Source organism: Pseudomonas sp. BF-R-24 (assembly GCF_019947335.1).
Taxonomy (GTDB): Bacteria; Pseudomonadota; Gammaproteobacteria; order Pseudomonadales; family Pseudomonadaceae; genus Aquipseudomonas; species Aquipseudomonas jessenii.
The window spans coordinates 244,154-266,590 of the sequence record NZ_JAGYGG010000003.1 but is presented as its reverse complement, the minus strand read 5'-3'; the positions used below and the strand labels follow the sequence as shown (position 1 = coordinate 266,590).

The 22,437-nt window shown below is 59.3% G+C and carries 18 protein-coding genes; 4 read left to right on the top strand and 14 right to left on the bottom strand.

The genetic code is table 11. The features are described 5' to 3' along the window. Window positions 1-139: 139 nt before the first annotated feature. From KGA98_RS04165 to KGA98_RS04145, 5 genes are all read right to left on the bottom strand, one after another. A complete protein-coding gene (locus KGA98_RS04165; protein ID WP_056728269.1) occupies window positions 140-1,303 on the bottom strand; it encodes a type III PLP-dependent enzyme in 1,164 nt (387 codons plus the stop codon). A 660-nt stretch (window positions 1,304-1,963) separates the two neighbouring features. Continuing rightward, window positions 1,964-3,121, bottom strand: coding sequence for a betaine/proline/choline family ABC transporter ATP-binding protein (locus tag KGA98_RS04160; protein WP_223501418.1), 1,158 nt, complete (start codon window positions 3,119-3,121; stop codon window positions 1,964-1,966). Continuing rightward, window positions 3,118-3,771: an ABC transporter permease gene (locus KGA98_RS04155; protein WP_057716456.1), complete on the bottom strand. Its 654-nt coding sequence runs from the start codon at window positions 3,769-3,771 to the stop codon at window positions 3,118-3,120. Before KGA98_RS04155 ends, KGA98_RS04160 begins: the two co-directional genes overlap by 4 nt. A 12-nt stretch (window positions 3,772-3,783) precedes the next feature. Continuing rightward, complete coding sequence (locus tag KGA98_RS04150; protein ID WP_223501416.1) at window positions 3,784-4,677, bottom strand: glycine betaine ABC transporter substrate-binding protein; 894 nt, start codon at window positions 4,675-4,677, stop codon at window positions 3,784-3,786. A 20-nt stretch (window positions 4,678-4,697) separates the two neighbouring features. After that, window positions 4,698-5,414, bottom strand: coding sequence for an ABC transporter permease (locus tag KGA98_RS04145; RefSeq protein WP_223501413.1), 717 nt, complete (start codon window positions 5,412-5,414; stop codon window positions 4,698-4,700). A 437-nt stretch (window positions 5,415-5,851) separates the two neighbouring features. On the opposite strand from KGA98_RS04145, the gene KGA98_RS04140 reads away from it, so the two are divergent. Both KGA98_RS04140 and KGA98_RS04135 read left to right on the top strand, forming a co-directional pair. Beyond that, the gene (locus tag KGA98_RS04140; RefSeq protein ID WP_057716453.1) at window positions 5,852-7,435 is read left to right on the top strand and encodes a peptide chain release factor 3; all 1,584 of its coding nucleotides are present in this window, start codon (window positions 5,852-5,854) and stop codon (window positions 7,433-7,435) included. A 338-nt stretch (window positions 7,436-7,773) separates the two neighbouring features. After that, the gene (locus tag KGA98_RS04135; RefSeq protein WP_057716452.1) at window positions 7,774-8,028 is read left to right on the top strand and encodes a hypothetical protein; all 255 of its coding nucleotides are present in this window, start codon (window positions 7,774-7,776) and stop codon (window positions 8,026-8,028) included. 195 nt (window positions 8,029-8,223) lie between these two features. Here KGA98_RS04135 and KGA98_RS04130 read toward each other — a convergent pair whose 3' ends face one another. From KGA98_RS04130 to KGA98_RS04090, 9 genes are all read right to left on the bottom strand, one after another. After that, a complete protein-coding gene (locus KGA98_RS04130) occupies window positions 8,224-9,204 on the bottom strand; it encodes a peptide ABC transporter ATP-binding protein (protein ID WP_223501410.1) in 981 nt (326 codons plus the stop codon). Beyond that, window positions 9,204-10,172 carry an ABC transporter ATP-binding protein gene (locus KGA98_RS04125; protein ID WP_057716450.1) on the bottom strand — a complete coding sequence of 323 codons (969 nt, stop codon included), beginning with the start codon at window positions 10,170-10,172 and terminating at the stop codon, window positions 9,204-9,206. Before KGA98_RS04125 ends, KGA98_RS04130 begins: the two co-directional genes overlap by 1 nt. Window positions 10,173-10,182: 10 nt before the next feature. Beyond that, window positions 10,183-11,094: an ABC transporter permease subunit gene (locus KGA98_RS04120; protein WP_057716449.1), complete on the bottom strand. Its 912-nt coding sequence runs from the start codon at window positions 11,092-11,094 to the stop codon at window positions 10,183-10,185. Between the two features lie 10 nt (window positions 11,095-11,104). After that, window positions 11,105-12,115 carry an ABC transporter permease subunit gene (locus KGA98_RS04115; protein ID WP_008051717.1) on the bottom strand — a complete coding sequence of 337 codons (1,011 nt, stop codon included), beginning with the start codon at window positions 12,113-12,115 and terminating at the stop codon, window positions 11,105-11,107. 72 nt (window positions 12,116-12,187) lie between these two features. Continuing rightward, window positions 12,188-13,783: an ABC transporter substrate-binding protein gene (locus KGA98_RS04110; protein ID WP_057716448.1), complete on the bottom strand. Its 1,596-nt coding sequence runs from the start codon at window positions 13,781-13,783 to the stop codon at window positions 12,188-12,190. Between the two features lie 78 nt (window positions 13,784-13,861). Beyond that, window positions 13,862-15,295, bottom strand: a complete 1,434-nt coding sequence (locus KGA98_RS04105; protein ID WP_057716447.1) for an OprD family porin — start codon at window positions 15,293-15,295, stop codon at window positions 13,862-13,864. Between the two features lie 174 nt (window positions 15,296-15,469). Continuing rightward, window positions 15,470-17,071, bottom strand: a complete 1,602-nt coding sequence (locus KGA98_RS04100) for an ABC transporter substrate-binding protein (RefSeq protein WP_057716446.1) — start codon at window positions 17,069-17,071, stop codon at window positions 15,470-15,472. 303 nt (window positions 17,072-17,374) lie between these two features. Further along, window positions 17,375-19,000: an ABC transporter substrate-binding protein gene (locus KGA98_RS04095; RefSeq protein ID WP_057716445.1), complete on the bottom strand. Its 1,626-nt coding sequence runs from the start codon at window positions 18,998-19,000 to the stop codon at window positions 17,375-17,377. 446 nt (window positions 19,001-19,446) lie between these two features. Further along, window positions 19,447-20,163: an SIMPL domain-containing protein gene (locus KGA98_RS04090; RefSeq protein WP_223501408.1), complete on the bottom strand. Its 717-nt coding sequence runs from the start codon at window positions 20,161-20,163 to the stop codon at window positions 19,447-19,449. A gap of 372 nt (window positions 20,164-20,535) precedes the next feature. On the opposite strand from KGA98_RS04090, the gene KGA98_RS04085 reads away from it, so the two are divergent. Beyond that, the gene (locus KGA98_RS04085; protein WP_057716443.1) at window positions 20,536-21,798 is read left to right on the top strand and encodes an ATP-binding protein; all 1,263 of its coding nucleotides are present in this window, start codon (window positions 20,536-20,538) and stop codon (window positions 21,796-21,798) included. Then, the gene (locus KGA98_RS04080) at window positions 21,791-22,351 is read left to right on the top strand and encodes a response regulator transcription factor (protein WP_007973041.1); all 561 of its coding nucleotides are present in this window, start codon (window positions 21,791-21,793) and stop codon (window positions 22,349-22,351) included. Before KGA98_RS04085 ends, KGA98_RS04080 begins: the two co-directional genes overlap by 8 nt. The last annotated feature ends 86 nt before the right edge of the window (window positions 22,352-22,437 follow it).

The following is a 22,437-nucleotide window of genomic DNA, read 5'->3' as shown; positions in this document are numbered from 1 at the left end:
AACTCGGGCTGGTCTCAATACTGGACACGATAACCCGGCTTAACCGCTTAACCTGAACCGCCGTATACGGAACCGTACGTACGGTGGTGTGAGAGGACGGCGGATGTAAATCCGCCTCCTACTCGATTCTACGCAGTATTTACACGTAGAACGACTTCAGCGGCGGGAAGCCATTGAACTCGACGGCGCTGTAACTGGTGGTGTACGCACCGGTCGACAGCCAGTACAGGCGATCACCGATGGCCAGGTTCAGCGGCAGGCCGTACTTGTAGTTTTCGTACATGATGTCGGCGCTGTCGCAGGTTGGACCGGCGATGACCACTTCTTCCATTTCGCCTTTCTTCTCGGTCCAGATCGGGAACTTGATGGCTTCGTCCATGGTTTCGATCAGGCCGGAGAACTTGCCCACATCCGTGTACACCCAACGCTCTACCGCGGTACGGGATTTACGTGCAACCAGTACCACTTCGCTGACCAGGATGCCGGCGTTGGCGATCAGCGAGCGGCCTGGCTCCAGGATGATTTCCGGCAAGTCATCACCGAAGTCTTCCTTCAGGAAGCGGATGATTTCCTCGGCGTAGGTTTCCAGGCTGTTGGTGCGGGTGATGTAGTTGGCCGGGAAGCCACCACCCATGTTGATCAGCTTCAGGTGGATGCCGTCTTCTTCCTTCAGGCGTTCGAAGATCACTTTGACCTTGGCGATCGCCGCGTCCCAGACGCTGATGTCGCGCTGCTGCGAGCCGACGTGGAACGAGATGCCGTAAGGCACCAGGCCCAGGTCGCGAGCGAGGATCAGCAGGTCCATGGCCATGTCGGTCTGGCAGCCGAATTTGCGCGACAACGGCCAGTCGGCGGTGGTCGAGCCTTCGGTCAGGATACGCACGTAGACTTTCGAGCCCGGTGCGGCCTTGGCGATGTTGCGCAGGTCGGCTTCGGAGTCGGTGGCGAACAGGCGCACGCCCTTCTCGTAGAAGTAGCGGATGTCCTTGGATTTCTTGATGGTGTTGCCGTAGCTGATCTGGTCGGCGCTGACGCCGCGACCAAGCACTTTGTCCAGCTCGTAGATCGAGGCGATGTCGAAGCTCGAGCCTTTCTCTTTGAGCAGGTCGATGATCTCGACGGCCGGGTTGGCCTTGACCGCGTAGTAGACCTTGGCGAATTCGAAACCGGCGCGCAGGTCGTCATAGGCCTGGCTGATCATCGCGGTGTCGATCACCACGAACGGGGTTTCCTGTTTGTCGGCGAACGCCTTCATTTTCTGAAAGGTTTCACGCGCGAAATAGTCTTCGACCTGGATCGACATACCTGGGAGCTCCTAAAGGCAAACGTTGTTAATCAATGGGTGCAAATGAACGTCCTCCGTATCCCCACTTTGGTTCGCCTACTTCCCAAGGCATGTCGCCGAAAGCAAAAAGGCCATGGGAAGTGCAGCTTTCCCTTGGCCTTGCTGTCTCGTCGTCAGTACTTGAGCCGGATGGATCGTTTCCAGCATGGACGTTCGGCGCGAACTTTAGGGCGTGAGGGGCTTGAGATCAACAAAAAATGTCGCGTTTTTGCACTCTTCTGACGCGCGTTGCAGGCATCACTCTTTGTAACCGACACAGATGACAGTCGGATGTTCCCGAGGATTTATGGAGTGTTAAAAATACCTGCACGTTCGACGCTTTTGTGTGCAAAGTCGCTAGTAACTACGATAGCGTCAACATCGGCGACGTTGGCTGCGAAAAGGTAGGCTGAGAGGGGATTTGACTATTCAGGAGCGTGTTTTCGGATGGTTTTTACAGGCGCTACTGTTGATATTTTTTTCCGGCCTGCGAATCACTGGAAAATCGCATAGAACCTGTGGGAGCGAGCTTGCTCGCGATGACATTTTCACAGCCAGCATCGTAGTTGTCTGAAATGACGCCATCGCGAGCAAGCTCGCTCCCACAGGTTTTGTATTTTTACCGGTTAATGTGAGCTGTCAGGCGACCACTGCCTCAGCTGGCGAGACGATATTGGTCTTCATCCCCCGCGAACGTCCGGAACTCAGGTACGCCGCAATCGACTCCTGTGTGACCTCGCCAAGGAACACCCGCTCGGCATCCATCACCGGCAACCACGCCCGATTGAACTCGTACATGCGCGACAGCAGGATGCGCAAATGTTCGTCGTACGCCGCCGTGGCGTTGAACTCGCGTTGGTACTGCGCGCAGGTGCCGGTCTGACGGTGCAAGTCGCGACGTCGTACATAACCCAGGGCTTTATTCTCGGCACAAGTGACCACCACATAGCGTCGGTCATGCTCGTCCATCAACTCCAGAGCTTCGGCCACTGGGGTATGCGGGCTGACGGAAGGCGCGTTGTCCGCCGCATCTTCGGCTTTCACCAGCAGCAGGCGTTTCAGTGTGCTGTCCTGGCCGACGAAGTTGCTGACAAACTCATCCGCCGGATGCGCGAGTAAAGTGTCCGGGTGATCGATCTGCAGCAGCTTGCCGGCGCGGAAAATCGCGATCTTGTCGCCTAGCTTGATCGCTTCGTCGATGTCGTGGCTGACCATGATCACGGTCTTGTTCAGCGCCCGCTGCATTTCGAAGAACTCGTTCTGGATCATCTCGCGGTTGATCGGGTCGACTGCCCCGAACGGCTCGTCCATTAATAGCAGTGGTGCATCCGCCGCCAGTGCGCGAATCACGCCGATCCGCTGTTGCTGGCCACCGGACAGTTCTCGTGGATAACGATGCAGATATTGCTTGGGTTCAAGCTTGATCATGCTCATCAACTCGCGGGCGCGGTCGTGGCATTTCTGCTTGTCCCAGCCGAGCAGTTTCGGCACCACGACGATGTTCTCCTCGATGGTCATGTTCGGGAACAAACCGATTTGCTGGATGACATAGCCGATGTTGCGGCGCAGCGTCACTTCGTCGAGGCCCGTGGTGTCTTCATCGTTGATCAGGATCTTGCCCGAGGTCGGTTTGATCAGGCGGTTGATCATTTTCAGCGTGGTGCTTTTGCCGCAACCCGATGGCCCGAGGAACACGCAGATTTCGCCTTCATTGACGGTCAGGCTCACCGAGTCCACGGCTTTCACATCTTTGCCGTTGCTTTGGAAGGTCTTGCTGAGGTTTTGAAGTTCGATCATTTGAGCAGTCCTTTTGGAGTCAGCGAACGTTGCAGCACTTGCAGGATCAGGTCGGCGATGATCGCCAGCACACTGACCAGTACAGCGCCGACAATCAGCATCGACATGTCGCTGCGGCTGATGGCAGCGAGGATGAGTACGCCCAGGCCACCGGCGCCGATGGTCGCGGCGATGGTCATGACGCCGATGTTCATGACCACGGCAGTGCGCACACCAGCGAGGATCACCGGCACGGCGATGGGTAATTCGACCATGCGCAGGCGCTGGCCGAAGGTCATGCCGATGCCGCGCGCGGCTTCACGGATGCCCGGTTCGACGTTGGTCAGGGCCAGGTAGGTGTTACGCATGATCGGCAGCAGCGAATACAGAAACACCGCGGTGATGGCCGGCATCGGGCCCAGGCCCTGGCCGAACTTGGAGTAGAACGGCAGCAGCAGGCCAAACAGGGCAATCGACGGCACGGTCAGCAGCACCGTGGCGCTGGCTTGCAACGGCCCGGCGAGGCTCGGGAAACGTGTCATCAGGATGCCCAGCGGCACGCCGACCACAATCGCCAGGGTCACGGCGATGCCGACCAGGGTGATGTGTTGCCCGGTCAGCTGTATCACCTGCTGCCAGTCGAGGTGGGAAAAGGCGTTGAGAAATTCCATGGCTTTTCCTCCTTATTTGATTGGATGCTGGCGCAGGAAATCTGCGGCAACGGACGAAGGGCTTTGGTGATCGACATCGACCCGCGCATTGAGCTCGCGCATGGTGTTGTCGTCGAACAGCTCAGCCAGAGGCTTGAGTTGTTCGGCCAGTTGCGGATGCGCATCGAGGTAGGCCTGACGCACCACCGGTGCAGCGGTGTAGTCGGGGAAGTAATGCTTGTCGTCTTCCAGCAGCTTCAGCTTGAAGGCGTTGAGGCGACCGTCGGTGGTGTAGACCAGACCGGCAAACACCTGGCCGTTGCGCAGGGCGGTATAAACCAGACCGGCGTCCATCTGCCGGATGTTCTTGCGGGTCAGGTTCATGTCGTAGAGCTTGACCATGCCATCAAGACCGTCCGAGCGGTTGGCGAACTCGGTATCCAGCGCCACCAGATTGTTGGTCTCGGCTTCCTTGCGCAGCACCGAGTTCAGCTCGCTGATGGTGTTGATCTGCGGGTATTGGTCAGCAACGTTTTTCGGCAGTGCCAGGGCATAGGTGTTGCTGAATTTCGACGGTGTCAGCCAGACCAGGCCTTTTTTCGCGTCGAGTTCTTTTACTCGTGCGTAGGACTGTTCGCTGTCGAATTTTTCAGTGACATGGTTGTAGGCCACCAGCGAAACGCCGGTGTATTCCCAGAGCATGTCCAGTTGACCACTTTCATGGGCGCTGCGGGCCAGATTGCTGCCCAGGCCGCCGGTCACCTGCACCTCGTAACCCTTGGTGCGCAGGTACTGCGAGGTGATTTCCGCCAGCAGGGTCTGTTCGGTGAACACCCGGGCACCGATGCGGATCAACGGTTTTTCCGTGGCTTGGGCAAATCCTGCGAACAGCAGGACGCAGCCTAGTAAAAAGCTTGAAGTTTTCATGACGATTCCTTTGCCGAGGCTTAAGACGGGCGCAAGCCGCGTTCGAGCCAGAGGCGGCTGGCGAGTGTCACCAGACCGTCGAGCAACAAGGCCAGCAGGGCTGTGCAGGCCGCGCCGAGCAGCAATTGCGGCTGATTGTTCAGGGCGATGCCGGGGAAGATCAGGCTGCCGAGACTGTTGGCACCGATCAGGAACGCCAGCGGCGCCGTCCCGACATTGATCGCCAATGCCACACGCACACCACCGATGATGATCGGCACCGCGTTGGGCAATTCGACTTTCCACAGCACCTGGCGCGGGGTCATGCCGATGCCGACGGCGGCTTCCTTGAGCGAACCCTGAACGTTTTTCAGGCCTTCGTAGGTGTTGCGCACGATGGGCAGCAAAGAGGCGAGGAACAGGGCGAAGATCGCAGGACCGCTGCCGATGCCGAGGATGCCCAAGGCGATGGCCAGGACGGCCAGGGGCGGAACGGTGTTGCCAATGTTGAAGAACTGCATGAAGCGTTCGGCACGGCCGACCATGGACGGGCGGCTGAGGAGGATGCCGGCAGGAATGCCCACGACAAGGGCGGCCAGCATGGAAGCGAGGACGAGAACCAGATGAGCTTGCAGGTAAAACAACAAATCGTCGCGGTAGTGTTCGATCGTGTTGATGCCGATCCATTGGATCAGCAGGGCCAGAAGGGCGAATACCAGCGCGCCTCCTATCAGCCCTTTGCCATAGTGGATAGCCACAGGCGGACTCCTTTTTCAGTCGGCGAACACTTTCTCGTGTGGCAACGCCATTCCTGGCTGCCGAAAAAATGATCGCGATAAGCAGCTCATGCCGAGCGCGTTTCACTGTAGGAGCGAGCTTGCTCGCGAAAAACTTCAAGACAATGCGTACCTTCAGGTACCCAGCATTATCGTTGACGTCCATCGCGAGCAGGCTCGCTCCTACAGGGGGAAACGCACGGCAATCGAGCCATGAGCACAGCCTCGTCAGGCCGAATTGCAGGTGTTTCAAGCCCCCGACGAGTGGTCGTTACGGGGGAGTGGACGTCTCCGTGCTTTAAAAGGTTCCCATTTGAAGCAGCATTTGGCCACCCCTAATGTGCTCAACGGTTCGGTTCTTGGATCAACTTGGGCTATAATCTGCGCCCTTTTTTGAATCACCTGCCAGGCGATTTCCCATGACCAAACAGGCCGCCGAAGTCGCGAAACGCCGCACTTTCGCCATTATTTCCCACCCCGATGCCGGTAAGACCACCATCACCGAGAAGCTCCTGCTGATGGGCAAGGCGATTGCGGTAGCCGGTACGGTGAAATCTCGTAAATCCGATCGCCATGCCACCTCCGACTGGATGGAAATGGAAAAGCAGCGGGGTATCTCCATTACCACGTCGGTCATGCAGTTCCCGTATCGCGAACACATGATCAACCTGCTCGACACCCCGGGCCACGAAGACTTCTCCGAAGATACCTATCGCACCCTGACGGCGGTGGACTCGGCGTTGATGGTTCTCGACGGCGGTAAAGGTGTAGAGCCTCGGACCATCGCCCTGATGGACGTCTGCCGTCTGCGTGACACGCCGATCGTCAGCTTCATCAACAAACTCGACCGTGACATCCGCGACCCGATCGAACTGCTCGACGAAATCGAAGCCGTCCTCAAGATCAAGGCTGCGCCGATCACCTGGCCGATTGGTTGCTACCGTGATTTCAAAGGCGTGTATCACCTCGCCGATGACTACATCATCGTGTACACCGCCGGTCACGGCCACGAACGCACCGAAACCAGGATCATCGAGAAGCTCGACTCCGATGAAGCCCGCGCCCACCTGGGTGACGAGTACGAGCGTTTCATCGAGCAGCTGGAACTGGTGCAGGGCGCCTGCCACGAGTTCAACCAGCAGGAGTTCCTCGACGGTCAACTGACTCCGGTGTTCTTCGGTACGGCACTGGGCAACTTCGGTGTCGACCACGTCCTCGACGCCGTCGTTGATTGGGCGCCGCGCCCACTGGCACGCGTGGCCAACGAGCGCACCGTGGAGCCGGTGGAAGAGAAGTTCTCGGGTTTCATCTTCAAGATCCAGGCGAACATGGACCCGAAGCACCGCGACCGCATCGCCTTCATGCGTATCTGCTCGGGCAAGTACGAAAAAGGCATGAAGATGCGCCACGTGCGCACCGGCAAGGACGTGCGGATCGGCGACGCGCTGACCTTCTTCTCTTCCGAGCGTGAGCAACTGGAAGAAGCGTTTGCCGGCGACATCATCGGCCTGCACAACCACGGCACCATCCAGATCGGCGACACCTTCAGCGAAGGCGAAGTCCTGGGTTTCACCGGCATTCCACACTTCGCCCCGGAACTGTTCCGTCGCGTACGCCTGAAAGATCCGCTGAAATCCAAGCAACTGCGCCAGGGCCTGCAACAACTGGCCGAAGAAGGCGCGACCCAGGTGTTCTTCCCGGAACGCAGCAACGACATCATCCTCGGCGCCGTCGGTGTGCTGCAGTTCGATGTGGTCGCCAGCCGTTTGAAAGAGGAATACAAGGTCGAGTGCTCCTACGAGCCGATCACTGTTTACTCTGCGCGCTGGATCGAATGCAGCGACAAGAAGAAGCTTGAGGAATTCTCCAACAAGGCTGTGGAAAACCTGGCGCTGGACGGCGGTGGTCACCTGACCTACCTCGCACCGACGCGGGTCAACCTGGCATTGATGGAAGAGCGCTGGCCGGACGTGAAATTCCGTGCGACCCGTGAGCATCACTAAGCGCTGAGTTGCAAAATCCAAAAGCCCCGTTGCGAAAGCTGCGGGGCTTTTTATTGCCTGGCGCAATTCCCTGTAGGAGCGAGCCTGCTCGCGATGACTCCAGCCGCGCTGCGTTTATCCAGACAGAGCGCGTCATCGTTAGCATCCATCGCGAGCAGGCTCGTTCCTGCAGGGGGCTTCGGCGTTAGTGGCGTTGTGAATAACCCCTATTCCAAACCAGTCTCCAAACCCGCTGCATTTTCCCCCACCAGATAGCGTCCAATCTGGAGAACCCGGCTGATCGGAACTAGATTTGACTCAGCACCAGACAGGCACTCAACGAAAGGAAGGAATCGGCTATGAACAGGTTGTTTCGCGTTTTACTGCTGTTGAAGGTGATGGTGATGCTCTCGCTCGGAGCTTCGACGGCGTGGGCCGAGTGTATCGATCACGGGGAGCAGGCTTCGAGCGGGCAGGCGGGTTATGCGGGGTTGATGATCGCCAAGTCCGAATCGGAACCGGGAGATCAGGGGCAGGGCGGTGCGGACAACGACGATGATTCGACCACCGACGAACCGGACTCCGATGAGGAAGAGGGCGACAGCCAGACGTAGTCGCTCTATTGCAGGCAAAAGAAAACCCCTTCTGCCTGAGTGATGCGCATTCGAGGCGGAAGGGGTTTGGTTAACGCGTAATTACTTGAGCTACTCAATCCCTGTGGGAGCGGGCTTGCTCGCGAAAGCGATCTGTCAGTCGACTTTGAGGTTGACTGAAATGACGCCTTCGCGAGCAAGCCCGCTCCCACATTTTTATGCCGCGCCGTCGAGGAATTGCTCGGCGTAGTGGCAAGCCACCTGGCGGCCGGCGAGCAGGCGCAGGGCCGGCTCTTCAGTGCTGCAACGCGCGGTGGCGTACGGGCAGCGCTTGTGGAAGGCGCAGCCGGACGGCGGGTTCAGCGGGTTGGGCAATTCGCCTACGATCTTGATTTTCGGCTTGTCCGGATCCGGGTGGATGGCCGGCGTCGCCGACAGCAGCGCCTGGGTGTAGGGGTGCAGAGGTCGGGAGTAAATGTCCTCTTTCGTGCCCATTTCCACCGGGCGACCGAGGTACATCACCATCACATGGTCGGCAACGTGGCGTACCACCGCCAGGTTGTGGGAGATGAACACATAGGCGGTGTTGAACTCTTGCTGCAAATCCATGAACAGGTTGAGTACCTGTGCCTGAATCGACACGTCCAGTGCCGAGGTCGGTTCGTCCGCCACCAGCACTTTCGGTTGCAGCATCATTGCACGGGCCAGGGCAATTCGCTGGCGCTGACCACCGGAGAACATGTGCGGATAACGCTGATAGTGCTCGGGACGCAAGCCCACCTGCTTCATCATCGCCTGGACTTTCTCGCGACGTTCCGCGGCGCTCAGGTTGGTGTTGATCAATAATGGCTCTGCAAGCTGATCACCGACTTTCTGCCGAGGGTTCAACGAGGCGTACGGGCTCTGGAACACCATCTGCACGTCTTTGCGCAGTTGCTTGCGCTGGGCCTTGTCGGCACCGGCGACTTCCTGCCCGGCAATTTTCAAGGAGCCGGAGGACGGCTCTTCGATCAGGGTCAGGGCACGGGCCAGGGTGGATTTGCCGCAGCCCGACTCGCCTACGACAGCGAGGGTCTTGCCGGCTTCCAGTTCGAACGACACGCCGTTGAGGGCGCGCACGGTGGCGTGACCCTTGAACAGGCCTCGGGACACCTCGTAGTGACGGGTCAGGTCGCGGGCGGTAAGAACGACGGCCATTACGCCACCTCCTGGTTCAGCGGGTAGAAGCAGCGAGCGAGGCTGTTGCTTTTCTGGTCAAGGGCCGGACGTTGTTGACGGCAGTTGTCTTTCACGTACGGGCAGCGTGGCGACAGCAGGCAACCTTGCGGGCGGTCGTAGCGACCGGGAACGATGCCCGGCAGGGTCGACAGGCGCGAGGCACCCAGGCTGTGTTCCGGAATTGCCTTGAGCAACGCTTCGCTGTACGGGTGTGCCGGAATGTCGAACAGTTGCGGCACCTGGCCGACTTCGACCGCCTGGCCGGCGTACATCACGCACACGCGCTGGGCGGTTTCGGCCACGACGGCGAGGTCGTGGGTGATCAGCACCAGGCCCATGTTCTGCTCTTTCTGCAACGCCAGCAGCAGGTCCATGATTTGCGCCTGGATGGTTACGTCCAGCGCCGTGGTCGGTTCGTCGGCGATCAGCAGTTTCGGTTCGCCGGCAATCGCCATGGCAATCGCGACACGTTGGCTCATGCCACCGGACAGTTGATGCGGGTAGGCGTCCATACGGCTGGCGGCACCCGGGATTTCAACTTTTTCCAGCAGTTCGATGGCGCGCTTGCGGGCAGCCTTGCCGGACATTTTCAGGTGCAGGCGCAGCACTTCTTCAATCTGGAAACCGACGGTGTAGCTCGGGTTCAGGGCAGTCATCGGATCCTGGAAGACCATGGACAGGTCTTTACCGACGATCTGGCGACGCTGGCGATTGTTGAGCTTGAGCATGTTCTTGCCGTCGAAATTCAGGGCGTCAGCGGTGACGATCCCCGGATGCTCGATCAGGCCCATCAGCGCCATCATGGTCACGGACTTGCCGGAACCGGACTCGCCAACGATGGCCAGCACTTCGCCCTTGTCCACTTGCAGGTCGAGGCCATCGACGACTGGCGTGGCGTTTTTGTCGCCGAAGCGAACATTGAGATTCTTGATTTCTAGCAGTGACATGGGAATCTCCTCAGGCGGCGTTCTTGAGTTTCGGGTCCAGCGCATCGCGCAGGCCGTCGCCCATCAGGTTGATTGCCAGCACGCTGAGCAAAATGGTCAGACCAGGCAGGCTCACCACCCACCAGGCGCGTTCGATGTAGTCGCGGGCCGAAGCCAGCATGGTGCCCCACTCAGGGGTTGGCGGTTGTACGCCAAGGCCGAGGAAGCCCAGTGCGGCGGCATCGAGGATCGCCGAGGAGAAGCTCAGGGTGGCCTGAACGATCAGCGGCGCCATGCAATTAGGCAGCACGGTGACGAACATCAGGCGCGGCAGACCGGCACCGGCCAGGCGAGCGGCGGTCACGTAGTCGCGGTTCAGTTCGCCCATCACCGCAGCGCGGGTCAGACGAACGTAGGACGGCAGGGACACCACGGCGATGGCGATCACGGTATTGATCAGGCCAGGGCCGAGGATGGCGACGATCGCCACGGCCAGCAGCAGGGACGGCAGGGCCAGCATGATGTCCATCAGACGCATGATGCTCGGGCCAAGTATGCGCGGGAAGAACCCGGCGAACAGACCCAGCAGGATCCCCGGGATCAGCGACATCACCACCGACGACAAACCGATCAGCAACGACAGGCGCGAGCCCTGGATCAGGCGCGACAGCAGGTCGCGACCCAGTTCGTCGGTGCCGAGCAGGAACTGCATCTGTCCACCTTCCAGCCAGGCCGGCGGGGTCAGCAGGAAGTCACGGTACTGCTCGCTCGGGTCGTGAGGGGCAACCCACGGGGCGAAGATGGCGCAGAAAATCACCAGCAGCATGAACATCAGGCCGGCGACGGCACCTTTGTTCTTGGAAAACGCTTGCCAGAATTCTTTGTACGGAGACGGGTACAGCAGGCTTTGATCGACTGCTACCGATGGAATTGGAGTGGTCATGGTCATGATCTCAGCGCTGATGACGGATGCGTGGGTTGGCAAAGCCGTAGAGGATGTCCACTACGAAGTTGACCACAATCACCAGGCAGGCGATTAACAGGATGCCGTTTTGCACAACGGGATAATCCCGGGCGCCAATGGCTTCGATCAGCCATTTGCCGATGCCGGGCCACGAGAAGATGGTTTCGGTCAGGACCGCACCGGCCAACAGGGTGCCGACTTGCAGGCCGACCACGGTGAGTACCGGGATCAGCGCGTTGCGCAGGCCGTGTACGAACACCACGCGTGCCGGCGACAGGCCTTTGGCCTTGGCGGTGCGGATGTAGTCTTCACGCAGCACTTCGAGCATCGACGAACGGGTCATCCGCGCGATTACTGCCAGCGGAATGGTGCCGAGCACAATGGCCGGCAGGATCAGGTGGTGCAGGGCGTCGAAGAAGGCGTCCGGCTCGTCGGCCAGCAGCGTATCGATCAGCATGAAGCCGGTGCGTGGCTCGATGTCATACAGCAGGTCGATCCGCCCGGATACCGGGGTCCAGCCCAGACTTACCGAGAAGAACATGATCAGGATCAGGCCCCACCAGAAGATCGGCATCGAGTATCCCGCCAGGGAGACACCCATCACTCCATGGTCGAACAAGGATCCTCGCTTGAGTGCCGCGATCACCCCGGCCAGAAGGCCCAGGATGCCGGCGAACAACAGGGCGGCCATGGACAGTTCCAGGGTCGCGGGGAACAGGGAGGTGAATTCGCTCCACACGCTTTCACGGGTACGCAGGGATTCCCCGAGATCGCCGTGGGCGAGCTTGCCGATGTAATCCAGGTACTGGGCATACAGGGGTTTGTTCAGACCTAGGCGTTCCATTGCCTGAGCGTGCATTTCGGGGTCGACCCTACGTTCTCCCATCATGACTTCTACGGGGTCGCCCGGGATCATGCGAATCAACGCGAAAGTCAGCAAGGTGATGCCGAAGAACGTGGGGATCAGTAACCCCAGTCGGCGGGCAATAAAACTAAACATCGTGTGTTGTACCTCATCAGCCGGTTAGGCGTGCCCGGCATGCCTGGGTCAGGAATGCCGGGAGTTTTCTTATTACTTCACCTGGGTGGTGGCGAAGTTATTCGTGGTGAGGGGGCTAATGTGATAGCCCTCTACGTTGTTGCGCATTGCGGTAAACATTCTAGTGTGCGCCATGCTGATCCACGGCTGGTCCTGGTTGAAAATAACCTGGGCCTGTTCGTAGAGCGCTGCGCGTTCGGCCGGATCGGTTTTTTCCCGGGCCTGGTCGAGCAGCGCCTGGAACTTGTCATTGCACCAGCGTGCGTAGTTTTCTCCGTTCTTGGCCGCTTCACAACTGAGCATAGGCGTCAGGAAGTTATCCGGGTCGCCGTTATCACCCGCCCATCCGGCGGAAACCATGTCGTGCTCGCCGTTTTTGGCGCGTTTGAGCATTTCGCCCCATTCCATCACGCGGATGTCGATCTTGATCCCGACCTTGGCCAGGTCGGCTTGCATCATCTGCGCGCCGAGCATCGGGTTCGGGTTGGTCGGACCGCCACCGTTGCGGGTGAACAGGGTGAAGGTGGTGCCTTCCGGTACGCCGGCTTCCTTGAGCAGGGCGCGAGCCTTGTCCAGATCACGGGCCGGGTTTTTCAGGCTGTGGTTGTAGCCCAGCAGGGTGTCCGGGTACGGGTTGACCGCGGCGGTCGCATTGCCCTTGCCGAACAACGCATTGACGTATGCCTCTTTGTCGAAGGCGATGTCGATGGCTTTGCGCACCCGCACATCACTCATGTATTTGTGCGTGGTGTTCATGGCGATGTAGGAAACGGTCATCGCGTTCAGTTCATCGACTTTCAGCTTGTCGTCTTTCTTGATGCTCGGAATGTCATCCGGCTTCGGATAGAGCGCGACCTGGCACTCGTTGGCCTTGAGCTTCTGCAGGCGCACGTTGTTGTCGGTGGCGATGGCCAGGATCAACGCATCGGCTGGCGGTTTGCCACGGAAGTAGTCCGGGTTGGCCTTGAAGCGGACCTGGGCGTCCTTGTTGTAGCGCTGGAAGACGAACGGGCCAGTGCCGATCGGCTTGTTGTTCAGGTCGCCGGTCTTGTTCGCTTTGAGCAACAGGTCGGCGTACTCGGCGGAGTAGATCGAGGAGAACGCCATGGCGATGTCGGCCAGAAACGGTGCTTCGCGACGGGTCAGGGTGAACTTGACCGTGTTGTCGTCGACTTTCTCGACGCTCTTGAGCAGTTCCTTGAAGCCCATGCTTTCAAAGTACGGGAAGCCCACGCTCGACAGCTTGTGCCACGGATGATTCGGGTCCAGCTGACGCTGGAAGCTCCAGACCACGTCGTCGGCATTCATGTCGCGGGTCGGCTTGAAGTATTCGGTGGTGTGGAACTTTACGCCTTTACGCAGATGGAACGTGTAGGTCAGGCCGTCTTCGCTGATGTCCCAGGAGTCGGCCAGTGCCGGAATCACGTCGGTGGTGCCGGGCTTGAAGTCTGCCAGGCGATTGAAGATGGTTTCGGCCACGGCATCGGCGGTGACTGCAGTCGTGTACTGGACCATGTCGAAGCCTTCGGGGCTGGCTTCCGTGCAAACCACCAGGGGCTTGGCCGAAACACCGACAGCGACACTGAGCAACGCGGCCGCGATGGCCGCACGTAGGGGAAGCATTTTCATCAAGAACCCTCTGCAATCAGTTAAAGGACAAAAACCGAACGGCCGATTCGTCACTGAATCAGCCGTTCGGCACGGGCATTACAGGATGTTGAACGGAACCGTGGTCACGAGGCGGAACTCGTTGATGCTGCCGTCAGCCTGGTTTTCGCTGGCACGGTGAGCGGTGTAGGTGCCGCGAATCGTGGTGGCCTTGAGCGGGCCGCTCTGCACGGCGTAGGTCGCGCCGATGCCGTATTCATAATGGTGTTCGCCATCCTGGGACTGGATGCCGTCGTAACCCTTGCCTGCCACGCCGCCGTTGCCGGTGTAGTGAGTGCCGTCGATACCCCAGCCGCGAGCCTGGTAGATGTTGAACTTCAGGCCTGGTACGCCGTATTCGGCCATGTTCAGACCGTAGGCAACCTGGAACGATTTTTCGTTCGGGCCGTTGAAGTCCGACAACAGGGAGTTGGCCAGGTAGATGCCGTTGGTTTCGTGCAGGTAGTCGAAGTACTCGTTACCGTTCACTTCCTGGTACGAGAAGGTCAGGGTGTGGGCCTGGTGGGTCAGGCCGAACGACAGCGAGTAGGTGTCGTTGTCGATGTCGCCGATCAGGGCTTTACCGGTTTCCTTGGTTTTGTAGTAGTTCAGGCCGGTGGTCAGGCTCAGTACCTGGCTGTCGCCCAGTACGTGAGAGGCGCCGAAGTAGTACTGGTTCCAGATATCTTCAGCCTGGGTCGCCCAGAGACTGGTGGTCAGGCTGGCGAACGGGTTGTAGGTGATACCGCCGGTGTAGACGTGGTCGGTTTCGACGATGCCGTTTGCGTATTCGGTGCGGAATTTGCGCTGGCTTTCTTCGGTACGCGGTGAGTTGCGGTCGAAGGTGGCCAGGTCGAAGGCCAGGTTGTTCAGCTCTTCGCTGTGGAGGGCCACGCCCTGGAAGCTCGAAGGCAGTGCACGGTTACCGATCACGTCGACCATCGGGCTGCTGAAGTTCATGCGGCCGGCGGTCAGGGTGCTGTTGGAGACACGAGCCTTGACGTTGGCCAGGCCCAGTTTGCTCCACTGGCCTTGAGCGTCGCCGCCCTCTTTGGTCAGGGTACGGTTGTTGCCCGCGCCTGGACGAGTGCCCGGTGCGCCGCCGTTGTTGGACGCCAGGTCTTTGCGGTCCTGGTCCAGTGCGATCGCGTTGTACGCCGCCACTTCAGTGCTGAAGCCTACGGTGCCTTCGGTGAAGCCCGAGTTGTACTTGAGGATGGTGCCCTGGACCCAGTTGATCCGGCGATCGGTAGGGGTCGAAACGCCGTCTTTCTTGTAGGCGAACTTGGCGCCGCGTTGCAGTTGTTCGTTGGCGTACCAGTTGCGCGTGGTGCCGGTGATCGACTGGCCTTCGATAAAGCCGGTGGCTTCGCTTTGGGCGCTTTTCTCGTTCACGGTAACCGGGGTGAAAGCCTGGCTTTGGGTTTCTGCGTAAGCCGTGGCGGTTACGCTGCTGATGGCCATGGCCAATAACGCGGTGCTGCTCAGTTTCATGGGTAAAGCTCCTTACTTTCTTTTTTTTATGCCGGTCTTTTTTTGTGATCCGGCTATTGGTTTAGAACTCATTCACGGCATCGCAAACGTTTGCTGCCAGCCAAATTGGCAAAAGACGGCAAAGCGTCTGCGTGAGGGCGGAAAATCCGCCCCCCGGCATTTCTGGCTAATCGGTTATTTTTCTATGCTGACACCCGAGAAAACATTGCGACCGAACGGGCTCACCTTGAACCCTTCGATTTTGGCGCTCAGCGGCTGGTTGACCGTCGAGTGGGCGACTGGCGTCATCGGCACTTGCTGCTTGAGCAATTGCTGCGCCTGTTTGTAGAGCAGGGTGCGCTGGTCGCGGTCGGTGACGACCTTGGCCTGCTTGATCAGCTTGTCGTAAGCCGGATCACACCACATCGAGTAGTTGTTGCCGCCAATGGCGTCACAGCTGTAGAGCGTGCCCAGCCAGTTGTCCGGGTCACCGTTGTCGCCGGTCCAGCCGATCAGGCTGATGTCGTGTTCGCCATTCTTGGTGCGCTTGATGTACTCGCCCCACTCATAACTGACGATCTTGACCTTGAGGCCGATCTTCGCCCAGTCAGCCTGGAGCATCTCGGCCATCAACTTGGCGTTGGGGTTGTACGGACGCTGGACCGGCATGGCCCAGAGGGTGATTTCGGTGCCTTCCTTGACGCCGGCAGCCTTGAGCAGCTCCTTGGCTTTTTCCGGGTTGTAGGCGGCGTCCTTGATAGTCTCGTCGTAGGACCATTGGGTCGGCGGCATGGCGTTGACCGCCAGTTGCCCCGCGCCCTGGTAGACGGCATTGAGAATGCCTTGCTTGTTCACCGCCATGTCCAGCGCCTGGCGTACTTCAAGCTGGTCGAATGGTTTGTGGCGCACGTTGTAGGCGATGTAACCGAGGTTGAAACCGGGCTTCTCGATCAGTTGCAGGGCCGTGTCGTTCTTCAGTGCGGGCACATCGGCAGGGCGCGGGTGCAGGGTGATCTGGCACTCGCCGGCCTTGAGTTTCTGCACGCGCACCGAGGCGTCGGTGTTGATGGCGAAAATCAGGTTATCGAGCTTGACCCGGTCAGGGGCCCAGTAATGCTTGTTGCCGGTGTAACGGATGTTCGAGTCTTTCTGGTAGCTCTTGAACACGAACGGCCCGGTGCCGATCGGCTTCTGGTTGATGTCGCTCGGCTTGCCTTCGGCCAGCAGCTTGTCGGCGTATTCGGCCGAAAGGATGGCGGCGAAGCTCATGGCGATGTTCTGGATGAACGCGGCGTCCACGCTGTTGAGCGTAAAGACCACCGTCAACGGCCCGGTCTTTTCGACCTTGGCGATGTTCTTGTTCAGGCTCATGCCGTTGAAGTACGGAAACTCTGTCGGATAAGCCTTACGGAAAGGTTGCTGCGGGTCGAGCATGCGATTGAACGTGAACAGCACGTCGTCGGCATTGAAGTCTCGGGTCGGCGTGAAGTATTTGGTGGTATGAAACTTCACCCCTTCGCGCAGGTGAAACGTGTATTTGAGGCCGTCCTCGGAAATATCCCAGCTCGTGGCCAGGCCCGGTACGACGTTGGTCGCGCCTTTTTCAAACTCAGCCAACCGGTTGTACAGCGGCTCGGCGGCGTCGTTGTCGGTCGCAGTGGTGTACTGCGCCGTGTCGAAACCGGCGGGGCTGCCTTCGGAGCAGAACACCAGGCTGTTGTTGGCGGCCTGGCTGATGGAAGTGGCGGCCAACAGGCCGGTGCCCAGCAATGCGGATAAAACCAAGGTATGGCGCATAACGCTCCCTTTTCTCTCAAAGTGTTTTCAATGAGTCGCCGTCCCGTCCGCGGACGTAGAGGCATCACTGATTTCAAGCCATGCGCGCAGCATTAACCGATGACCCACGCGTGCACTGGTCAGATCCCGACGGTATGAGCCACGGGTCCGGCAGTAAATGCGTAGAGTCCTAAAGACTCGTAGGAAATGGCAACGCGTCCTCGCCCGATGCTGTAGTCAGCTGCGGACCAGGATGTAGGCGAATTCCTGCTTTCTCGGAAGATGAAGCAACGGCGACGTCAGGAACGTCGCCGTTGCAAAACCTTATTTGCTGACGCTGACGCCGTAGAAGGAGTTCAAGCCAAATGGGCTGATCTTGAAGTCCTGCACGTTGGCGCGCATGGGTTGGAACACCGTCGAGTGAGCGATAGGTGTCATAGGCACAGCATCCTTGAGGACGTGTTGCGCCTGTTTGTACAGTTCGGTGCGTTTGCCTTGGTCCGAAGTGCGCTTGGCTTGCTTGACGATGTCGTCAAACTTCTTGTCGCACCATTTGGAGAAGTTGTTGCCTTCCAGCGAGTCGCAGCCGAACAGCACGTTCAGCCAGTTGTCCGGGTCACCGTTGTCGCCGCTCCAGCCAATCAGCATCGCGCCGTTCTCGCCGCCCTTGGAGCGCTTGATGTACTCGCCCCACTCGTAGCTCTGGATCTTGACCTTGAGGCCGATCTTGGCCCAGTCGGACTGCAGCATTTCTGCCATCAGCTTGGCGTTCGGGTTGTACGGACGCTGAACCGGCATCGCCCACAGGACGATCTCGGTACCTTCCTTGACGCCGGCTTCCTTGAGCAGCTCCTTGGCTTTCTCGGGATCGTACTTGGCGTCCTTGATGGTGGTGTCATAGGACCACTGGGTCGGCGGCATGGCGTTGACCGCCAGTTGGCCAGCGCCCTGGTACACGGAGTCGATGATCTGCTGCTTGTTGACGGCCATGTCCATGGCCTGGCGCACTTTCAACTGCGACATCGGGTTTGGCTTGTCGTCGCCCTTGATCTTGTCCATCACGTTGTAGGCGATGTAGCCCAGGTTGAACCCGGCCTGCTCAGGCATCTTCAAGGACTTGTCTTCCTTGAGCGCCTTCAGGTCGGCCGGACGAGGGAACAGGGTGACCTGGCACTCGTTCTTCTTCAGCTTCTGGATGCGTACCGACGGGTCGGTGGTGATGGCGAAGATCAGGTTGTCGATCTTGACGTCGTCAGGCTTCCAGTAGTCCTTGTTCCCTGTGTAGCGGATGTTGGAGTCTTTCTGGTAGCTCTTGAACACGAACGGGCCGGTGCCGACCGGCTTCTGGTTGATGTCGGCTGCCTTGCCTTCCTTGAGCAGCTGGGCAGCGTACTCGGCGGACTGGATCGAGGCGAAGCTCATGGCCATGTTCTGGATGAACGCGGCATCAACGTCCTTGAGGGTGAACTTGACCGTGTGGTCGTCGACTTTATCGATCTTGGTGATGTTGGTATCCATCCCCATGTCGGTGAAGTACGGGAATTCGGTCGGGTACGCTTTGCGGAACGGATCATCCTTGTTAATCATGCGATTAAAGGTGAACAGCACGTCGTCGGCGTTGAACTCACGAGTCGGTTTGAAATACGGGGTAGTGTGGAACTTGACGCCTTCACGCAGGTGGAAGGTGTAGGTCAGGCCGTCATCGGAAACGTCCCACTTGGTCGCCAACCCAGGAACCACGGCGGTGCCGCCACGTTCGAACTGGGTGAGGCGGTTGAACATGGTTTCTGCAGAGGCGTCGAAGTCGGTTCCGGTGGTGTATTGACCTGGATCGAAACCGGCCGGGCTCCCTTCGGAGCAGAACACCAGGTTAGTCGCTGCTTGGGCGAACGGTGCGCTGGCTAACAAGCTTGCGCCAACTAAGAACGGAATGACCGCGTGTTTAAGCATGGTGGCCTCATGATTTGTTGTCATTTTTGGAATTAGAGGACGACCTCGTGAGTCGTGCCTGCGGATACTTATGCAGGGGCCATACCCAATGCAAGATCCAGAGTGACTACAAGCCTTAAACAGTGGAACGAACGTACCTTAATGTCGCATTTGTATAATTTCTGACGCATTTGACCGTTTGCGCGGCGTTTTTACGGTGCAAATGACGCACTTTTACAGTGCGCTCTTGACTCGGGTTGCTCCCGCGTGGGGCGGGGTGTTACTTATTCATACCCCGGAATGTGGGGTGGGCATGGCGTGAATAAGAGTGGTTGTTGTTGCACCGATAGTGGCCAATCGACGGCTTTTCTCGGGGGGACCTATCCAGTTATAGCTCATGCCTGAAAACTGCCAAAAAAAACGGCGATCATTTTCCTGATCGCCGTTTTTGTTTACGGGCTACCGATTCAAGGCATCAGCACTTCAATCGAGCCATCGGCGGTCATGCTGACCTGGCTGGTGCCGGCCTCGACATCCGGCGTCACCGGTGCGCTGTCCATGGCGGCGGCTTTCATCATCATCGGCGCGCGCAGGTAAGGCTGTGGATAACCGTTGCTGTTGAGGTTCAGGTTGACGATTTTGTAGCTCTTGCCGCCAAGGGCGTCGGTGGCCAGTTGGGCGCGGGCCTTGAAGGCGGTCACGGCGTCCTTGAGCAAGGCGTCTTCGCTGGCCTTGCGGGTCGGGGTGGCGATAGCGAAGTCCATGCCGCCCATTTTCAGGTCGGTGAGCAGTTCGCCGGTCAGCTTCGACAGCGCAGCGAAGTCCGGGCTTTCCAGGCGCAATTCGGCGCGCTCGCGCCAGCCGGTGATTTTCTGGCCCTTGGTGTCATAGATCGGGTAGCTGTTGCGGCTGCCCTGGCGCAGAGTGATGTCCTTGACTTGCTTGGCCTTGGCCAGCGCCTTGTTCATGGTGGTACTGACATCGGCGGCGAGTTTGGCCGGGTCGGTGTTCTGTTCTTCGGTGTAGAGGGTCACGATCATCAGGTCGCGGGCCACTTCCTGACTGACTTCGGCGCGCAGGGAAATCTGGTTGTAATGAAGCTCGTCGGCGGCCAGGGCCGGGAGGCTGGCGACGGTGCCAACGCTCAGGGCGAGGAGGGCGGCGCTGCGGCGGAATGTGTGCATGAAGGCTCCTTGAAAGGTGCGCAGGGGTATGGTCCGGACCTGCGTGAAACCATCAGACTCTAGCTTTTAAGCTCCGGTTCGCACAGTTACAACTTCTATACAGATGGAACTCAGGTGGCCCTGTGGCGAGGGGGCTTGCCCCCGTTGGACTGCGCAGCAGTCCCAAAACCTGCACCGCGTAATGACAGTTAGACCGCATCGACCTATTTGCGACTGCTTCGCAGTCCAACGGGGGCAAGCCCCCTCGCCACAGTTGTCATCGCCCGCGAAATTATGGGTAGCACTGTGGCCGTTTGCCGCACTTTTGCCTGTCAGCCCCCGCGCTTGGTTATACTCCCTGCGATCCGCCTGGAGCGCTCATCAGGAGAGCTCATGCTCGCCCCCGTTCAAATCACTTCCGCCACTCGCCAGAACCTCTGGCGGCTGACGTTCATCCGCACGTTGGTGCTGGCCGCCCAGGCCGGTTCCGTTGGCCTGGCCTACTGGCTCGAATTGCTGCCACTGCCCTGGTTTCAATTGGCGGCGACGCTCGCATGTTCAATGCTGCTGTGCGTGTTCACGGCCATTCGTCTGCGTACCTCGTGGCCGGTGACCGAGCTCGAATACGCCGTGCAACTGGCCTGCGATCTGTTTATCCACAGCGCATTGCTGTATTTCTCCGGTGGCTCGACCAACCCCTTCGTCTCCTATTACCTGGTGCCGCTGACCATTGCCGCCGTGACCTTGCCGTGGCGTTACTCGGTGATCCTGTCGGGTATCGCGCTGACGATGTACACGCTGTTGCTGGCGCAGTTCTACCCGCTGCAAACCTTCCCGATCGCCCGGGAAAACCTGCAGGTGTACGGAATGTGGCTGAGCTTCGCCCTGGCTGCAGCGGTGATCACGTTTTTCGCCGCGCGCATGGCCGAAGAGCTGCGTCGTCAGGAAGAGTTGCGCGCCATTCGCCGCGAAGAAGGCCTGCGCGATCAGCAACTGCTGGCCGTCGCCACCCAGGCCGCCGGTGCGGCCCATGAACTGGGCACGCCGTTGGCGACCATGAGTGTGCTACTCAAGGAAATGCGCCAGGATCATCATGATCCGATGTTGCAGGACGACCTGAGCGTGCTGCAGGATCAGGTCAAGCTGTGTAAAGAGACCTTGCAGCATCTGGTACGCGCCGCCGAGGCCAATCGCCGGTTGGCGGTGGAGATGCAGGACGTCACCGATTGGCTTGATGAAGCCCTCAATCGCTGGCACCTGATGCGTCCGGAAGCCAGTTATCGCTTCCAGCGCCTCGGCCAGGGCCCGGTCCCCCGGATGGCGCCGCCGCCGGACCTGACCCAGGCTTTGCTGAATCTGTTGAACAACGCTGCCGATGCCTGCCCCGAAGGGCTGCAAGTGACGCTGGACTGGGATTGGGAAAACCTCACCATCAGCATTCGTGACCATGGCGCCGGTGTGCCGCTGGCCATTGCCGAGCAAATCGGCAAGCCGTTTTTTACCACCAAGGGCAAAGGCTTCGGCCTGGGCCTGTTTTTGAGCAAGGCCAGCGTGACACGCGCCGGCGGCTCAGTGAAACTCTACAGTCATGAGGAAGGTGGCACGCTCACCGAGCTGCGCCTGCCCCGTGTCGCCCGAGGAGACGAACATGAGTGAAGAGATCCAAGTCGAAGGCGAAGAACTGCCGCATTTGTTGCTGGTCGATGACGACGCCACATTCACCCGCGTCATGGCCCGCGCCATGGCTCGCCGCGGTTTTCGCGTCAGCACTGCCGGTTCCGCCGAGGAAGGCCTGGAGTTGGCCAAGGCCGATCTGCCGGATTACGCCGCCCTGGACCTGAAGATGGACGGTGATTCCGGCCTGGTGCTGCTGCCCAAGTTGCTGGAAATGGACCCGGAAATGCGCGTGGTGATCCTCACCGGTTACTCGAGCATTGCCACTGCCGTCGAGGCGATCAAGCGCGGTGCCTGCAACTACCTGTGCAAGCCGGCGGACGCCGACGACGTGCTGGCGGCGCTGCTGTCCGAGCACGCCGACCTCGACAGCCTGGTGCCGGAAAACCCGATGTCCGTGGACCGCCTGCAGTGGGAGCACATCCAGCGCGTGCTGACCGAACACGAAGGCAACATCTCCGCCACCGCCCGTGCCCTGGGCATGCACCGCCGCACCCTGCAGCGCAAACTGCAGAAGCGTCCCGTTCGCCGCTGAACCTGCGCTGAACGAATGCGGGCCGTATCTCGCGAAAAACCGGACCGATCATCTATGATCGGTTCGTGTGTGTACTTTTTTCTATC

What these genes read in the sequence shown, in the direction of transcription:
- KGA98_RS04165 (WP_056728269.1), bottom strand. Translation starts at nt 1,303, where the DNA reads ATGTCGATCCAGGTCGAAGACTATTTCGCGCGTGAAACCTTTCAGAAA.
- KGA98_RS04160 (WP_223501418.1), bottom strand. Translation starts at nt 3,121, where the DNA reads ATGATCGAACTTCAAAACCTCAGCAAGACCTTCCAAAGCAACGGCAAA.
- KGA98_RS04155 (WP_057716456.1), bottom strand. Translation starts at nt 3,771, where the DNA reads ATGGAATTTCTCAACGCCTTTTCCCACCTCGACTGGCAGCAGGTGATA.
- KGA98_RS04150 (WP_223501416.1), bottom strand. Translation starts at nt 4,677, where the DNA reads ATGAAAACTTCAAGCTTTTTACTAGGCTGCGTCCTGCTGTTCGCAGGA.
- KGA98_RS04140 (WP_057716453.1), top strand. Translation starts at nt 5,852, where the DNA reads ATGACCAAACAGGCCGCCGAAGTCGCGAAACGCCGCACTTTCGCCATT.
- KGA98_RS04135 (WP_057716452.1), top strand. Translation starts at nt 7,774, where the DNA reads ATGAACAGGTTGTTTCGCGTTTTACTGCTGTTGAAGGTGATGGTGATG.
- KGA98_RS04130 (WP_223501410.1), bottom strand. Translation starts at nt 9,204, where the DNA reads ATGGCCGTCGTTCTTACCGCCCGCGACCTGACCCGTCACTACGAGGTG.
- KGA98_RS04125 (WP_057716450.1), bottom strand. Translation starts at nt 10,172, where the DNA reads ATGTCACTGCTAGAAATCAAGAATCTCAATGTTCGCTTCGGCGACAAA.
- KGA98_RS04120 (WP_057716449.1), bottom strand. Translation starts at nt 11,094, where the DNA reads ATGACCACTCCAATTCCATCGGTAGCAGTCGATCAAAGCCTGCTGTAC.
- KGA98_RS04115 (WP_008051717.1), bottom strand. Translation starts at nt 12,115, where the DNA reads ATGTTTAGTTTTATTGCCCGCCGACTGGGGTTACTGATCCCCACGTTC.
- KGA98_RS04110 (WP_057716448.1), bottom strand. Translation starts at nt 13,783, where the DNA reads ATGAAAATGCTTCCCCTACGTGCGGCCATCGCGGCCGCGTTGCTCAGT.
- KGA98_RS04105 (WP_057716447.1), bottom strand. Translation starts at nt 15,295, where the DNA reads ATGAAACTGAGCAGCACCGCGTTATTGGCCATGGCCATCAGCAGCGTA.
- KGA98_RS04100 (WP_057716446.1), bottom strand. Translation starts at nt 17,071, where the DNA reads ATGCGCCATACCTTGGTTTTATCCGCATTGCTGGGCACCGGCCTGTTG.
- KGA98_RS04095 (WP_057716445.1), bottom strand. Translation starts at nt 19,000, where the DNA reads ATGCTTAAACACGCGGTCATTCCGTTCTTAGTTGGCGCAAGCTTGTTA.
- KGA98_RS04090 (WP_223501408.1), bottom strand. Translation starts at nt 20,163, where the DNA reads ATGCACACATTCCGCCGCAGCGCCGCCCTCCTCGCCCTGAGCGTTGGC.
- KGA98_RS04085 (WP_057716443.1), top strand. Translation starts at nt 20,536, where the DNA reads ATGCTCGCCCCCGTTCAAATCACTTCCGCCACTCGCCAGAACCTCTGG.
- KGA98_RS04080 (WP_007973041.1), top strand. Translation starts at nt 21,791, where the DNA reads ATGAGTGAAGAGATCCAAGTCGAAGGCGAAGAACTGCCGCATTTGTTG.